The following is a 13,575-nucleotide window of genomic DNA, read 5'->3' on the forward strand; positions in this document are numbered from 1 at the left end:
GTCGTCAATCTGGCGTGCGCTATTGCCCTGCTGACGGCGGGCTTTTAGGCGCTTCATGATCTGATCGGCAGCGACACCCTTAGACGGATCGGCCAGATATTCCTGGTGGCCGGGGGATCACTTCTTCACGCAGCCACTTATCGATCGCTGCGTCCCGCTCCATCAAGGCGCGGATTCCGTCACGCATGAATTCGCTGACAGAAGCATAAGCGCCGGAGCTGATTTTATCCGCGACGGCGGCAGCCATGTCATTCGGCAGCGTGATGCTGAATTGTTGTGTGCTGCGCATGATCGGGCCTCCATTGTTTAGACCAATGTCCCCGGCGCCGTTAGTTTCGTCAGCTCTGCTGCTGCAAAATACAGCCAATAGTGATTGATAACGATAAGATTTATCGATCAGGTTCAACTCAGGAATGTCATTAAATCGAGATCGCTGGGGGAAGGGACCGGCTTATCGAGTATCCGGAAAACGTCTTTTGGGCTATCGGATAGGGGATCAAGCTGTCGGAGATAACCCTGTACTGACAGTGTGAGTTGTTTAGCCTTAGCGGCCAATTTTTCATCGTTGCTTGCTGCTTTTGCAAGGGCCGACAAGAAGCTCCGGACCAGTTCCGCCTGGCGCCGGTCACTTGCCAGTTGATGCAAGCGCTCCCAACGCGCGTCATCGTAATGCTTTTGATAAACAGGATGGAGTTTCCTATCCAATTCTTTTTGAAATTGCGTCGATTGTTTTTCACGCTCGTTGCGGTTCCTCACTGTTTCGGCCGCGATGACCTCCATGGCAATAACAATGGCGCCAAGTTGAGATTCCAGCGATTGATTTTTGGTATCCTCCCATTTCTGCTCGCGTCTGTATCCGACATTGATGGCAAATCGTAAATTGCCAGAAGGTACGAGCACCTGCCGCCAATTCTTGCCATGGGCAACGTTCCATGGTTGGGCGAGTTCTTTGGCGGAGAGGAGGACGCGGCGTTGGAAGGATGGCTCGTAGATAGTGTAGGTGATGAGTTCGTCGCCGACGAGGAAGCTGCGTGAGAATGTTTCATTTTTGCTGAGTTGTAGTCGATGGCCCCGTTTTTCCATGCATTTAAGGAACGCATCTTCAATGCAGTGCGTTCGCATTTGGAGTTTGGATAAGGTTGCCTTCCCACCGGATTCTGCAAGTCGCGCGGCGATTTGTGGGTGGGGGTCCTCTAATGTCAGCGCCACAGAAAGATGGGGTAGGTGTGCCGCTGCCTCAGCGACGGCACGTTTGATCAGCACCCTTAAAGGCGGGCGCGGTTGCTGGTAAGGGGCAACCTTGACGGATTGAGGCGTTTTTGGTGTTGGCGCTGGAAGGGGCGTTCTGTCGGGTGCTTCTCCCTTTCTGATGCGAGACCAGTATCCGCTATCAGGGCGCGGTACATGCAATATATGATCGCAGATACGCCTAATTTCGCTGGCTTTGGTTCCGAGATCTTGCGCTACTTTTGTCAATGGCACAGACCAGACCAAATCATGAAGTTGGGTGCGGGTGACCGGCTTGCGTTTACTATCCATGCTTCCCTCCGAGGAACGAGAGGGAAAGCTGACAACAAAGCCTATATATGCCAACAAAAATCGTACTGACTTGTATGCTGACGGTGGCTAGTCAATTGGGTAGCCGATGGCACACCCAATCCGACTCAATTAGAGAGGTCATCGGTTGACGTAATGGTTCATTTTCGGCGATGAAGGCCGAAGTTTCTGACTTCTAAACCTCTTGGCGCGTCTGTATTGGAGAAGCATAGCCGCGCGTAGGAAGATGCGCGTGAGCCTAATCCGCTTCCAATATATCCCGACACAAGCCTGCGCGATGGGTTAGCTTTTCCGAGAAACCAGCCAAAATTGGATGGTCAAGGCCGGAGGCCTCGCCATGCGATACCACTTGCGCAATGGTGTTCGGCAATGCGCGCGCCAGTTCCCTTAGCCGCGCAATCAGCAGGCCTTCATCCACGCGCGCCTCCTGCGCAAACCTGCGCCATTGTTTCAGGCCGATATCGAGCAGGTAATATTCGCCGCCGATCTTCATCGACAGCTTGGCGCGGCGCAGGTCCACACGTTCATAGGGCAGGATGCTGCCGATATCGTACAAGGGAGCCAGCCGCACCTGCGGCCCATCGGCAATCAGGAGGGAATAGTTCTTGGCGTGGGCGTCCGTCCCGCCGATGAACCAGTTTAGGGCCAGCGCATCAAGAAAAGTTGCCACATCTTCTTCCGGTGCTGTGGATTGGGTGCGCAGCAGTTGGATGATCTTTGCTGCATCCGGCCCACCCTCATTCTGGTATTTATTGTGGGGCCGGATACCCAATGCCTGGCACATGTCCTCCTGATGCAGGCGGATGATATCGTTGCCCAGGGCAACGCGGTCATACCGCTCGACGACGATGGCCGGCTCATCCCCAAAGCGCCGGACTTCGGTGCCGGCGGTGGGGAGGCCCAGGTGCCGCGCAAGGGTGAGGCACAAATGCTCATTTTCGGCATGGCCATCGAAATCGGCGGTGGGCGGTTTCAGGATATGGGTGGTGGGAATGCGGCCGCTCGGTACGCCCCAGCGTCCCTCCGCATACAGCAGAGCCGTTTTGGGCTGCGCGCCAGCGAGACTGAACTGCCCATGATCGCGCGGCAGACGCCAGGCTGCATGATCTTCACGCAATGCGCGCAGCCGGGCGGCTAGTTCCTGTTCCGTGAGCCATTCCACGCCGTCCAACTCACCAGCGCGAACAGCCTCGACCCGTTCGGGAGTAATAAATTGTATCGCCCCTGCGCAATCCTCCCCGACATGCGAAATCAGAGCAAAGACATTGCGCGGCGATACCTGAAACCGTGTCGCCCAGCGTTGCAGGACATGTTCGTTGTCCGGCAGCAAACCCCACAGGAAGGCTTCCACGACCTCGCCATGATGCTCGGCAGCGGCAAGCGGCATGGAGAGCGACAGGGGAAACGCTCCCTCCGCCTCACGCCAGGCCGGTGCATAGGTAAACACCAGTTTGCCACCGGCGCGGCGGTAGAGGCGACCCATTTCATGGTCGTTGAGCAGGCAGACAAGTTCCTGTGTCATCGCGTCCCCTTATCTTCGGATGGCTCAAAGGAAGAAGCAATTTCCCGCGCACGCTTCAGCACGTCCGTCAGTGCGATGCGCGCGCGCGCGTTATCTGCGATGGCAGCCTCTAACGATGCGGTTTTGGGCGTCGCATCGAATGGGTGAACATCAAGGCGCAGATCGAGGGCGTTCAGGACGCTTAGGACCAACGCCAGTTCCGCCCGGTCATGGCCTTTTTCGACGGCGATGATCCATTGGCGGCTCACGCCGACGCGCCTGCCAAGTTCTTCCTGGCCTATCTTCAACCGTTTGCGCCGGTCTTTGATTGCCGCGCCAATGTCCGCCGGTGTGCGTAAAAACATACGCGCCTCCTGTTATCGTTCGATGACATTATATATAAGTCATCGTTCGCTGACAAACAGATAATGTCAGTGAATGCTGACATATATTAATCTGCGATATTCACGCGCTGGATGCCAAGGGGTGCGCTGAACGCCCTTGGCTGGGTACGGGAGAGTTCCCGTGACGATGATGGGAGGGAACCTGAAGCGGCGGCTTAGATGACTAGCATAACACACTGCTAATCTTAACTTTTGCCAACAACAATTCGCACACAGGTTGTTGATCTTCGTGTAATGATCAACCAATGATTGCGTTTAATAATGCACACGTCGCTTGCGATGTATAAGTGCACACATGTGATCTTTCTTAACTTTTTGAGGTGGGAAGGAGTAAAGTTTTTGGCCATCTACCACCTACGGCTCAAAGTCCATTCCCGTGACCTTGGGCGGGCTGCGCGGCCGGGCGGAGCTACATGCCGATCGGTCGTTGCCGCTGCGGCCTACCGGTCCGGGGAACGGCTTTATGATGCCCGCCAGGGCAAGTGGTTCGAGTTCGATAAGCCGGATGTCATCCATACGGAGATCATGAGTCCCGTCAACCAGGAAGTGGCGCCGTGGGTATTCGACAGGCAGGAACTGTGGAACCGGGTGGAGGCATCCGAAAAGCGGGTGGATGCCCAACTGGCCCGTGAGGTCGAGATTACCCTGCCGCGCGAACTGACCAAGGAACAGCAGGTGGAGCTGGTGGGGCGGTTTGTGCGGGACCAGTTCGTGAGCAAGGGGATGGTGGCGGATGTCGCCATACATCGGCCACTGGCTGCGGATGGGCTGGACCAGCCGCACGCGCATATCCTGCTGACGCTACGGCGGCTGGATGCCAGCTCACCGACCGGGTTTGCGGCGACGAAGGAGCGTGACTGGAATGAGCGGGAGGATATTGCCCGCGCTGTGGCGGAGGCGCGCAAGCGATTCAATGACACGGGGCTTCCGGCCGACCATGCGGCGCTGGAGGCGGCGGAGGCACGGCGCAATGTACATGTGTGGCGGCGGGAATGGGCTGCCTATGCCAACCAGGCGCTGGCCGATGCCGGATCGGAAGCGCGTATCGACCACCGGACATTGGAGAGGCAGGGCATATTCCGGGTGGCGGAAATCTCGCTCGGCATCGCGCGGCATATCGAGAAGGCTTACGACTACCTGAAAGAGCGGATCACCCAATGGGTGGCCATTAAGAAGCGGGCGGACCTTTATGAAGAGGTCGAGCACTACAAGCAGCGCGACCCCGTGAAACTGACCGATTTCGTGCTGCAACTGGCCGATATGGCCGAGGGCTTTGCCGCATCGTTCCGCAAGCCCTCGCAAGATATTCCGGAGGTTCCCCTTGACCGATGATTTTGATGCGATTTTCGGCGCCCGTCCGCGCCAGAGTTTCACGGAGCGGCTGGGAGCGCAGCCTGCCCAAACGCCATCGTCACCACCGCAGCAGCCTATTCAGCCGGATGCCGATGAAGAGAGCGGCATCTACCGCCCTTATGGGTTTATGCCCTCAAACACGGTAGGAGAAAATTGCGAGTTGCGGAGCTGGATGAATGGCACGGACCTGCCGCAGGGACTTGTGTTCCAGTACCGCTTCCTGATGGAAGTAGGCTATGTAGGCGACGAGATGTTGAAGCTGGTGTTTCCGGCTTCCATTGTAGTGATCGAGGGCAAACGCCTCACCGACCTGCGCCAGAAACTGGCGCGGCGCATGGTGACGTTCGTGCAGCAATATCACCCCAAGCGATGGGCGGTAACGCCAGCCAATGACACGATTGTGGAGCGTATCGAGGTGATGCGGCCAGATGGACGCTTAAAGTAGTAGGGAAATCCTGATCTTCTAGCGGAATCGGTCTTGGCCCTGGTAATCTTGCAAATTTTTTTCGTCTTGAAGTCGTCTCGAAAAATTTGATCTTGTAGCTGGAATATTTTGTGTGAGTTCATCACCTTCGGGCTTCTCTTTTGAGGCCAGCTTTTCATTTTCAGTCTCAGCACTTTTATATGCCAAAATGCTGGCCACAACTCCGGCGCCAATGGAAATGATTATATTGAGCGGGCTTTTAAGAGCGCTTTTAAATTCGTGCCATTTATTTTTACTCTTATCGTAGGCTCTTATTGGAATTCCGACGACATGTGACACTGCATTGTACGTCATTATGCCAGCGCTAAATAATGACCCGACAGTAATTCCTGCCAGTGCGGGAGACTTCGGTTCTTTGTTCGTATCAGATTGCATATGATTATTATTGCACATTCCCATGTCGGCGGATGTTACATTTGAATGACATTCATATTTGTAGCCGTTTTTCGTGTCCTGCATGCAACTTATGAAAATTATATCCCTCCGTAGGTTGAGCGCTAAATAAGCAAAAGATAGCTTCTCGTTTAAGGGCACGTGGGAGGGGATAAAATGGACCCGCTGAGTATTATTTCCGCTATATCACTGGTGGCCAACCTATTGATGGCGCTGGGAAAGAATGAAAAGCGGCTGGAATTCAATTCGCTGCGCGATAAATACGGAGAGGCCATCGCAACTTTAAATGCGCAGCATAAAAGCACCCTTGATGGATATGACGCCCTTGGGAAGGAGCGCATTGCTTGTTTACGCCGACTTTTAAAAAGAGTCCTGACGGTGGCGCGCCGTGTCAAGAAACACGAAGCTTTTGACGCCAGTTCTGGGTGGTTTAGAGGGAAAAAAGAAGACGAATTGGAAAAAATCTACGAAGCTGCAAAATCAATATATATGCCGCCAGAGATATTGGCGGATAGTCTGGTTACCGCTGGAAATATAATTGGCGGGCTTATTCAAGGGTTTCAGTTTTTAGATAAAATGCATTGGGTGAGCACTCCCATATTACACGAGAGTTTGCGGGACGCTATATCGCAAGCCCCTATTGATGGCGCTCCAGACATAGCCGGTCAGATGGGCATTCTCGGCGATATTAATGTCGGCGATTTCATCACGGACGCGTTTCTAATTATTGGCGCTTTAAGATTTTTCGATAATTTTTCAAAAATCGGCGAGATGAAAGAAAAGATAAACGATCTAGAAAAAGACTTAAGTAAGTTAAGAGATGTGACGGGTCGTCTTCAAGCTATTGAGCATAGATCAAATAACATTAGAACCAACATCCAAGAGACTGCCTATCAAGCATTTAAATGGTCATTTGTTTCAGAAGAAATTTTTAACAATCACCTATTCATGAGTGGGGCTGCCAAGAAAAATTATTTCCGCAATTTTGAGATGGCTGTTCGCGATTTTTGGACGATGCTCGAAGTGCCCATGTTCGATGAGGATGGGGCATTAAGCAAAGCCCCAATTGGCCCTCTCATTCTGCCTGCTGTACCGGCTTTATTCTAATCTAGAGGAAAAAAGATGGCGCAAGATAATAGCCAGCCGCAAGGCAAAACGCAGAAAGAAATCTCGAAGGAAATTCAGTCGAGACTGAAAGAAGCCTCTGACGCTGCTAGAGTTCTTAAATTAGAAAACCGGGAAATCCAGTCTGAAATAAAACACCTCCGCTCAGAAGCGCGGAAGCTGCTTTCAAGACGTTTAAAATCAAGGAAGTAAATATGAATTGGTGGGTGGCAATTTTACGCTCAAGACTAATAAAGAAACTCTCCAACCTCTCAGAATTAAACGGGGTAAATACCGATTTGAAAATGGAGAGGGAGCATTATAAGCGGCTACTGCAAGAGCTAAAAGAAGGTAGCTTTTTCTAAGGACGCGGCAGAAAAAGTTGAACGCAATGGTTTGGTAATGCACCGTATATTTGAGAAACTGATGCCGACTGCATCGGTACGCGTGGACACACTGCCACCACCATTTCCCGCTGCGGCATGGCACGTTTTGCTCTTTTGACTATACGCAACAGCAGCGATGCCCAGCCAAATAGACTGCCTATCCAAAACAACCCCACTGCCCAGCCGATGCCGCCGTCATGATTGGTGAGCGTCCATGCGGCGGCGCATAGCCATGCAGCTATGCCAATTGGCCAACGCAACCACCTGACCGACACGGAAGTGGGCTGCCTTGGCGGTTTACCGCTCATGGCTTCCCATTCCCGTTGCCATTTCCGGTAGGCAATGACCCGACGATTGCTGGCAGTGCTGTAGCCCATTATGCCGAGCATGAGCAGCGCAGGCAGGCCCCAGCCCTGGACGTTCAGTGCCATGATGCCGGTGATAACCGTGATGAAGCCGAGCATGAAGAACATGAACGGATTGCCGAACAAGCTGGCGAAGGCATTGGGCTGTTTCATTGCTGGAAACTCACATGCAGGTAATTACGGCGACTGCCGGCGAATGTTTTGCCCGCCTGGAACCACAGGCCGCCGACCTGGCGGTGATTGGCGGGACCGCCGGTGCGCAGATGGCGGGCGAAATGCGCTGGTTCGACCTCATAGTCCATCGTTTCGCTATAACCGTGGGATTGGGTTTCGCTGTAGCTGGTGCCGCGATTACGGGCCCAGCTATCTCCGGTTCCGGCGTTGCTGCCGGAACTGAAACTGGAGGAGGAGCCGCCCCGGCTGTCGGAAGAAAAGCCGGAGGAAGTATTGTAGCCCCGGTTTTCGCTCTCGCCGCTGTTCATGCCCTGGGAGCGGCCAAGGGACTCGCCTTCGTTGTAACTGCGGCGGCGCTGAAGGCTGCGGCCGATGGTGTCGGCGGCCCAGCGGTTGGTTTCGGGATCGGCATTGTTATGGAAGATCTTCGTCACGAAATTGGCCAGCAGCATGTCGGCCTTGGCCTTGGCATTATCGCCGCCCATTTTGGCGTAATAGGTCGGCAGGGATTGGGTGAGATAGACTGTGCAGGCGCGGGCCGAACGGCAGGTGGATTGATAATCGGTATCGAAGGCGTTGACGAAATACTGGCTTTCGTCGGCCCAGAGGAATACCGGGCGCTCGCGGTGTTTTTGTTCCAATCCATTGCGGGATAGCACGGCGCGCTGCCACATGAACTTGAATAGCTGCTGGGCGATGATGCCGTCCTCATTCCAGGTGAGCGCGGACATATCCATGATGATGATTGCGCCGTGGAAACTCATTTCCGGGACCAGGGTCGTTTCGGTGCAGAAGGCGTTGTAGAGGCGGCCACGGTTGAAGCGGTCGAGCGCAGTAGAAAGCGAGATAGCGATATTGGAGCGGGTTTTGTTGTCGAGCTGGCCGTATTCGTCGCGCCAGTAGCTCCCGGCCTTGTCGAACTCATCTTCGGGGATGGGATGGACGGGTTGTTTACGGGCGCGGGAGAGCGCCTGGAACATGAAGGAACTGTTCTGCCAGTCCTCGTCACGGATTTGCTGGTGGCTGACGGGCGCGGAAGCGACGAAGCGGATAATATCGGGAATGCGGATGGTGCCGGTGGCGGCGTAAAGGATCGGCAGGCAGTTGCGCAGCACCTGGCGGGTGGCGTCCTCCCAGAAGGCTTCGCCGCCGCGCCCGGCGTTGGGGTTGGTCAGCCGGGCGGCATCGAGAATACGCATCAGGCATTCGACCACGCTGCCGATGCCCTGCGGCCCTTGGCGGGCCAGTTCATAGGCGATGAAGTTGAAGCCGCCGCCACCGCGATCACCGAACAGGATGACGGAATTGGCGCGGCCATTCTGGCGGGCGTAGTTCAGCCAGAGTTCCACTTCATCGGGCTTGGCGGCCAGCACCAGGCCACCCATGCCGGCGCGCAGGTAGGCGCTGGCGAGCGCTTTGCCGGAGCCGGAGGTTTTGCCGGAGCCGATGCCGCCGAAGATATGCACGCCCTGGCAGGCATCGCGCAGGGTGAAATAATCGCCGGAGGACAGGCGCAGCAGGCGCGTGTCGAGGTTGGTGATGTGGTCCTTGAACATGGCACTTCCCTTGCTGATACACGGCATGGGCGTATCTATGCAAAAGACTCGCCTGAGTGTTTCGTTTCATTTCGGCACAAGGAGTGGCGATGTTGAGGGAAATGTTTGAAGCCTTCGAGGCGGCGATTGGCGATATCCGTCAAAAGCTGGTGGAGGAAGCCTGGTTCGGCCGGACGGTGACGGAGCGGCCAGCGGATGCGCCACCCGTTGTGACGGGATGGGACATGCCGCGCGCGGATTTTGAGGCGCAATGGGGTATGGATCGGCAGGGGGGGAATGACCCGGCGCCGGGTGAGCTTGAGGGGATGGATCATGGCCGATAGCAGCGGGATGATAAGCCGGGAGGATTTCGAGGCGCGGCAGGCCCGGCAAAGGGTAGACCAGAACCGGTTGCTGACCATGCTGACCTTCTCGACCGAGGATGAGGCATTAAAGGCCGCATGGCGCAAGGACGCCACCGGCAGCATCGGCCAGTTGTTGGAAACCGGCAACCGGTTGAACCGGGAAAGCTGGCAGGCAGCGATTGATATATTCAATGCAGCCAAGGCTGATATCGACCTGTCACGGCATGTATTGCACCGGCAGGCAGCCGAGGTGGAGCAGGCGCTGGCACCTTATGCCATCGATATGGATGGGATGGCGGTGGAGATCAGCGGCACGCTAGAAGGCGATATGGTGTACCGCCAGCTTCCGCCCAAGGACATCTGGCAGACGCTGGAATATAGCCGGGGTGCGGGCAATGCGCTGGCGCGGGCGGCGACGGGGAACGGCTCATGGCAAGTGGCGTTGGCCGTCGCTGTGTTCAGCGGCGTGATGATGCTGGCCAATCATCAGCGGGACTTACGGCATTTGAAGGAACTGGAAGGGCAAATCGCCGTGCAGGCGGAGGCCGTGCGCGGCGATATCAAATTCATCGACACGGAACTGTTTCAGCGGATGCGGCCGCAGTTCAACAGGCTGGTGGCGCTGATGGCCGACCTGCGCGACGGGCTGGCAGGGTTACGGCAGGTGGAAGCGGATGACGGCGATGGTCGCGAGGCCGCCTTATACCTGGCCAGGCATTACCGGGAAGCATCTTATCTGTTGCAGATGAAAGCGGGGAATTGATGAGGGGTGATGATGACGGCCATGCCACATTATTGAACGCTGCCCGCGCGCGAGGATCGCAGATGATGGGTGGCGTGCCGCTGCCGGGGTTGGACCATTTTACGGTCTATGCCGGATTGATCGGCAGCGCCCTGGAACTCGGCAAGCTGTTCGCCACGGCGGAGCGCGATATGGCGGTGATCCAGCGCCACCATGAAATCAGCGTGGCGCAGATCAGCGGTGCGTTTGCCGAGGTGGAACAGGCCATGACGGCGGATTTTCAGCGGGATGAAAGCCTGAAGGCCAAAACCTTCGACGCCATCACGCAATTGATCGCGGCGGGACAGTATGAGATTGCGGGGGAGTTTCATAAACGGCTGATCGACGGGTTCTCGCGCCCCTCGCTGGAAGCGATTTTGGAGCACCGCAATGTGGCGGCTGGGGCGAGCGGGAGCCGGTTGACGCTGCGCTGAGGCCACACCTAAAGCCGCAATCGGGCAGTCAGTTTTCACCAAGCTGACGCCACATGCGTTGCATCAGACGGCGCGCATCTTCGCCAGTAGCGTGCTGGTAAATGGCTGTGGTTGACGGGCTGGCATGGCCCAATAGCGATTGGGTGGTGACAAGCGGCACGTTTGCCTGCAAAGCACGCACGCCGAACTGGTGGCGCAGCCCGCGCGGCACTGCTTGCGGGCCGCTGATATCTGCGGCTGCCATTGCCTTCTTTACATGCCGCCATGCGGTTTGTCGGCACCAGGACCATAGAGGAGCATCCTCCGGCTGGTTCCGGCCGCACCGCTGTAGTTCGCTTATGAGCCATGCTGGCACCGGCACGGCGCGGAACACGCGCTTGCGCCGTTTCAGGGTGCGAAAAATGATCTGCCGCCCTTCCACATCCAAGCGGCGCGGGGTGACTTCCAGCGCTTCGCTGATACGGCAGCCGGTGAAATACAACAGGCAGCAAAACAGATGGGTGGATTTATCCATTTCTGCCGCAGCGCGCAGAAAACGTCTGCCTTCGCTTTTACATAGATATTTACGTCGTCCATCCTGATCGAACAGGGCGGCTTGTTCGCCATGATCATATACAATGCTCACTGTGCCTCCTTGCAGCGCCCGGTGGCAACAGAATGCTAATTTTGTTGCAACCCATCGGGCCAGAAATTCAGGCTGGAAGCCAGTTACAGAGTATTGCCGCATTTCGCGCGCATACTATGGCCTCCATGAAAACCTTCATGGATTCAAAGCAGTAGATAGCGCTTCGGCGCAACAAAATTAGCATAATGTTACGTTTTCGCTGTCGAGAGGCGGCGTGGGAGGGCTGTTTTCCTGTGGTTGCCGATTTCGGCCTCAGCAACAGGAACTTCAACATGCAAACGAACCAAATTGTTATGCGTCCGATGGAATGGGCACCGCTGCCGGATATTGAAGATGTGGAACCGCTCAACGACATGGATGCGGATTGCCTGAGTGAGATTCAGGCCGTTTTGAAAAGGCACGGGAAGCAGGATCGTTTCGGCGTTACCCTTATCCATAAACATTTCGACATGGCGGAAGATGAGGTGTTGCTGGAACACACTCACCTGGAAGATCGACGGCTAGTGCTGGCACCGGTTAAAACGGACGCGGCCGATGTCGTTCGCAGCGTACAGACGGCATGGATGTTCAGCGACAATGGGGGCGAATTAATGCGGGCCTGCTACCGCCGCTGTTTCCGCAACATCCAGGGCAACCACTCGGACGGCGGGCATTATTGGGCCTGATGATGAGACAGCGAGCTTTGCTCGGTCTGTCACTGGCGGCAGTCTATGGGGGCGTGCTATTTGCACCCGTATCTGCCGCCGCACAGACCGTATCGAGAGAGAAAACCGAGGCAGCTTATCAGTTGGCTCTGAAATGTTTTGTTGCCAATGGACGCGCATATTCGTATTGGAGTGATGCCCATGACGAGAAACGGGCCACCTATTTTGATATCCGGGCAAAACATAGTTGGGACGTGGCGCTCCGTCTAAGCAAACAACTCGGAATTTCCTCGGATCGTTTTGAAGCCGATGTTGACAAGACAACCGACCGAGAATTGCCACTGATGGTGAGAAACACAGAATATTTCACCCAGGTAGCCAACGAATGTAAAGCCTATGGTCTGATGTAGACTAGCAGCGGCCGAGCGCCGCTGCTAAAGATGCATCGATTGTGACGCCGTGCCCTGTCTGGGATTGATCGGCAACAACAACGCCTGCGTTTTTAAGGTTTGCTGCTGCTTCTGAATGATCTGCCTTTTTCGGCAATGCAGCCGACATCGCCGCGTCTACATTGCGATTTTGTTCATCTGACAGAGAGGCGCTAAGGTTCGTAGCGCTCTGGTGCAATCGGTCAAGCGAAGGACGATATTGCGGGCTGCGGTCAGCACCATGTGCACCCGCATCTTTCAATTGTTCTTCTGCCAGTTTCGTGGCGACTAGGTTGCCTTCCGTTGTGTTCTCCGCTTGGGCCTTCTCAATCGCCCGCTGACGTGCCGCTTCACGCTCCCGATATTCCTTCTCATCCTCCGGCGAAGCGAAATGCAGGTACGGATCGAAGATGCGCTTTTCATAGAAATCATGCATGAAATCTTGCGTCGTCTGCCGTGCGGCGGCACTGGCGGTGGCGAGTTCGGCCATGCGGTCGGCGGTGCCGTTCACCCCGGCCATCGTGACGAGGCTTTGGCTCTGGTTTGCAAGGTTGCCAGCGGCGGCCACTGAGGTGGCTACCTCGGCCTGCACCTGCCGCAAAGCCGATAGCGGCACGGAAGGCAGGAAGCGGCTGAGCGAACTGAGGATTTGAAGCTGCCCGCGCATCTCTTCCGCCAGGGCAGGATTGCTATCGAGCAGGCCCGCGCGCCGAAGCTCGGCCAACTGCGTTTCCAATGCGGCTTGGGCGCGCTCGATTTGCCGCTCTAAACTGGCCCGCAAGCTAGCTTGCGCTTCATCCGGCGAAGCCGGATGAAGCGATGTGTCAGCATCATCTGTCAAAAATGGCGTTATAGATTACCTGTGTCGGCATGTTGATGTTGGTAAAATTATACCAATTTAACGATTAAGAATTGGTTAATTGTTGGCGCTCAAATAGTTATGTCGCCATAATCGGAACTTACTAAAAATGACTCGTAATTGTCAGAATCATCTATAAATTCCACTGCATCAGAGCTGAATTCCAATACTAAAGATTTACTA

General features: G+C 55.4%; 18 protein-coding genes. 9 read left to right on the forward strand and 9 right to left on the reverse strand.

All coding sequences use genetic code 11. The features are described 5' to 3' along the window. Window positions 1-79 precede the first annotated feature (79 nt). From QM647_RS08805 to QM647_RS08820, 4 genes are all read right to left on the reverse strand, one after another. A complete protein-coding gene (locus QM647_RS08805) occupies window positions 80-406 on the reverse strand; it encodes a ribbon-helix-helix domain-containing protein (protein ID WP_414995134.1) in 327 nt (108 codons plus the stop codon). Next, window positions 403-1,539 (reverse strand): hypothetical protein, encoded by a 1,137-nt coding sequence (locus QM647_RS08810; protein ID WP_414995135.1) that lies wholly within the window; start codon window positions 1,537-1,539, stop codon window positions 403-405. The genes QM647_RS08805 and QM647_RS08810 overlap by 4 nt, the downstream gene beginning before the upstream one ends. Before the next feature lie 256 nt (window positions 1,540-1,795). Beyond that, the gene (locus tag QM647_RS08815) at window positions 1,796-3,079 is read right to left on the reverse strand and encodes a type II toxin-antitoxin system HipA family toxin (RefSeq protein ID WP_414995136.1); all 1,284 of its coding nucleotides are present in this window, start codon (window positions 3,077-3,079) and stop codon (window positions 1,796-1,798) included. Beyond that, window positions 3,076-3,423, reverse strand: a complete 348-nt coding sequence (locus tag QM647_RS08820) for a helix-turn-helix domain-containing protein (RefSeq protein WP_414995137.1) — start codon at window positions 3,421-3,423, stop codon at window positions 3,076-3,078. Before QM647_RS08820 ends, QM647_RS08815 begins: the two co-directional genes overlap by 4 nt. A gap of 378 nt (window positions 3,424-3,801) precedes the next feature. On the opposite strand from QM647_RS08820, the gene mobQ reads away from it, so the two are divergent. Then, entirely contained in the window at window positions 3,802-4,794 is a 993-nt protein-coding gene (gene mobQ / locus QM647_RS08825; RefSeq protein ID WP_414995138.1) for a MobQ family relaxase, read from the forward strand. Continuing rightward, entirely contained in the window at window positions 4,784-5,260 is a 477-nt protein-coding gene (locus QM647_RS08830) for a hypothetical protein (protein WP_414995139.1), read from the forward strand. Before mobQ ends, QM647_RS08830 begins: the two co-directional genes overlap by 11 nt. A gap of 18 nt (window positions 5,261-5,278) precedes the next feature. On the opposite strand, the gene QM647_RS08835 is transcribed toward QM647_RS08830, so the two are convergent. Beyond that, on the reverse strand, window positions 5,279-5,674 hold the full coding sequence (locus QM647_RS08835) for a hypothetical protein (RefSeq protein WP_414995140.1): 396 nt from the start codon (window positions 5,672-5,674) through the stop codon (window positions 5,279-5,281). A gap of 174 nt (window positions 5,675-5,848) precedes the next feature. On the opposite strand from QM647_RS08835, the gene QM647_RS08840 reads away from it, so the two are divergent. Then, the gene (locus QM647_RS08840; RefSeq protein WP_414995141.1) at window positions 5,849-6,799 is read left to right on the forward strand and encodes a hypothetical protein; all 951 of its coding nucleotides are present in this window, start codon (window positions 5,849-5,851) and stop codon (window positions 6,797-6,799) included. Window positions 6,800-6,814: 15 nt separating this feature from the next. Then, entirely contained in the window at window positions 6,815-7,009 is a 195-nt protein-coding gene (locus QM647_RS08845; RefSeq protein ID WP_414995142.1) for a hypothetical protein, read from the forward strand. Between the two features lie 148 nt (window positions 7,010-7,157). On the opposite strand, the gene QM647_RS08850 is transcribed toward QM647_RS08845, so the two are convergent. After that, a complete protein-coding gene (locus tag QM647_RS08850; protein ID WP_414995143.1) occupies window positions 7,158-7,700 on the reverse strand; it encodes a hypothetical protein in 543 nt (180 codons plus the stop codon). Next, the gene (locus QM647_RS08855) at window positions 7,697-9,277 is read right to left on the reverse strand and encodes a type IV secretory system conjugative DNA transfer family protein (protein ID WP_414995144.1); all 1,581 of its coding nucleotides are present in this window, start codon (window positions 9,275-9,277) and stop codon (window positions 7,697-7,699) included. Before QM647_RS08855 ends, QM647_RS08850 begins: the two co-directional genes overlap by 4 nt. Window positions 9,278-9,366: 89 nt before the next feature. Between QM647_RS08855 and QM647_RS08860 the strand changes: the two genes are divergently transcribed. Genes QM647_RS08860 through QM647_RS08870 form a run of 3 tightly spaced genes read left to right on the forward strand, consistent with a single transcriptional unit; the run spans window position 9,367 to window position 10,836 of the window. Next, window positions 9,367-9,600, forward strand: coding sequence for a hypothetical protein (locus QM647_RS08860; RefSeq protein WP_414995145.1), 234 nt, complete (start codon window positions 9,367-9,369; stop codon window positions 9,598-9,600). Further along, window positions 9,590-10,384 carry a hypothetical protein gene (locus QM647_RS08865; protein ID WP_414995146.1) on the forward strand — a complete coding sequence of 265 codons (795 nt, stop codon included), beginning with the start codon at window positions 9,590-9,592 and terminating at the stop codon, window positions 10,382-10,384. Before QM647_RS08860 ends, QM647_RS08865 begins: the two co-directional genes overlap by 11 nt. After that, the gene (locus QM647_RS08870) at window positions 10,384-10,836 is read left to right on the forward strand and encodes a hypothetical protein (RefSeq protein ID WP_414995147.1); all 453 of its coding nucleotides are present in this window, start codon (window positions 10,384-10,386) and stop codon (window positions 10,834-10,836) included. Before QM647_RS08865 ends, QM647_RS08870 begins: the two co-directional genes overlap by 1 nt. Before the next feature lie 28 nt (window positions 10,837-10,864). On the opposite strand, the gene QM647_RS08875 is transcribed toward QM647_RS08870, so the two are convergent. Then, window positions 10,865-11,461, reverse strand: coding sequence for a tyrosine-type recombinase/integrase (locus tag QM647_RS08875; protein WP_414995148.1), 597 nt, complete (start codon window positions 11,459-11,461; stop codon window positions 10,865-10,867). Between the two features lie 272 nt (window positions 11,462-11,733). On the opposite strand from QM647_RS08875, the gene QM647_RS08880 reads away from it, so the two are divergent. After that, window positions 11,734-12,126 (forward strand): hypothetical protein, encoded by a 393-nt coding sequence (locus tag QM647_RS08880; protein ID WP_414995149.1) that lies wholly within the window; start codon window positions 11,734-11,736, stop codon window positions 12,124-12,126. Beyond that, complete coding sequence (locus QM647_RS08885) at window positions 12,117-12,515, forward strand: hypothetical protein (RefSeq protein WP_414995150.1); 399 nt, start codon at window positions 12,117-12,119, stop codon at window positions 12,513-12,515. The genes QM647_RS08880 and QM647_RS08885 overlap by 10 nt, the downstream gene beginning before the upstream one ends. A gap of 1 nt (window position 12,516) precedes the next feature. On the opposite strand, the gene QM647_RS08890 is transcribed toward QM647_RS08885, so the two are convergent. Next, complete coding sequence (locus QM647_RS08890; RefSeq protein ID WP_414995151.1) at window positions 12,517-13,374, reverse strand: hypothetical protein; 858 nt, start codon at window positions 13,372-13,374, stop codon at window positions 12,517-12,519. Window positions 13,375-13,575 lie beyond the last annotated feature (201 nt).

This window comes from Asticcacaulis sp. (assembly GCF_047605585.1).
Taxonomy (GTDB): domain Bacteria; phylum Pseudomonadota; class Alphaproteobacteria; order Caulobacterales; family Caulobacteraceae; genus Asticcacaulis.

Bases quoted from the DNA above. Each gene is read 5' to 3' on its own strand.
- QM647_RS08815 (WP_414995136.1), bottom strand. From the start codon at position 3,079: ATGACACAGGAACTTGTCTGCCTGCTCAACGACCATGAAATGGGTCGC.
- QM647_RS08840 (WP_414995141.1), top strand. From the start codon at position 5,849: ATGGACCCGCTGAGTATTATTTCCGCTATATCACTGGTGGCCAACCTA.
- QM647_RS08845 (WP_414995142.1), top strand. From the start codon at position 6,815: ATGGCGCAAGATAATAGCCAGCCGCAAGGCAAAACGCAGAAAGAAATC.
- QM647_RS08870 (WP_414995147.1), top strand. From the start codon at position 10,384: ATGAGGGGTGATGATGACGGCCATGCCACATTATTGAACGCTGCCCGC.
- QM647_RS08850 (WP_414995143.1), bottom strand. From the start codon at position 7,700: ATGAAACAGCCCAATGCCTTCGCCAGCTTGTTCGGCAATCCGTTCATG.
- QM647_RS08810 (WP_414995135.1), bottom strand. From the start codon at position 1,539: ATGGATAGTAAACGCAAGCCGGTCACCCGCACCCAACTTCATGATTTG.
- QM647_RS08855 (WP_414995144.1), bottom strand. From the start codon at position 9,277: ATGTTCAAGGACCACATCACCAACCTCGACACGCGCCTGCTGCGCCTG.
- QM647_RS08820 (WP_414995137.1), bottom strand. From the start codon at position 3,423: ATGTTTTTACGCACACCGGCGGACATTGGCGCGGCAATCAAAGACCGG.
- QM647_RS08835 (WP_414995140.1), bottom strand. From the start codon at position 5,674: ATGCAATCTGATACGAACAAAGAACCGAAGTCTCCCGCACTGGCAGGA.
- QM647_RS08860 (WP_414995145.1), top strand. From the start codon at position 9,367: ATGTTGAGGGAAATGTTTGAAGCCTTCGAGGCGGCGATTGGCGATATC.
- QM647_RS08865 (WP_414995146.1), top strand. From the start codon at position 9,590: ATGGCCGATAGCAGCGGGATGATAAGCCGGGAGGATTTCGAGGCGCGG.
- QM647_RS08880 (WP_414995149.1), top strand. From the start codon at position 11,734: ATGCAAACGAACCAAATTGTTATGCGTCCGATGGAATGGGCACCGCTG.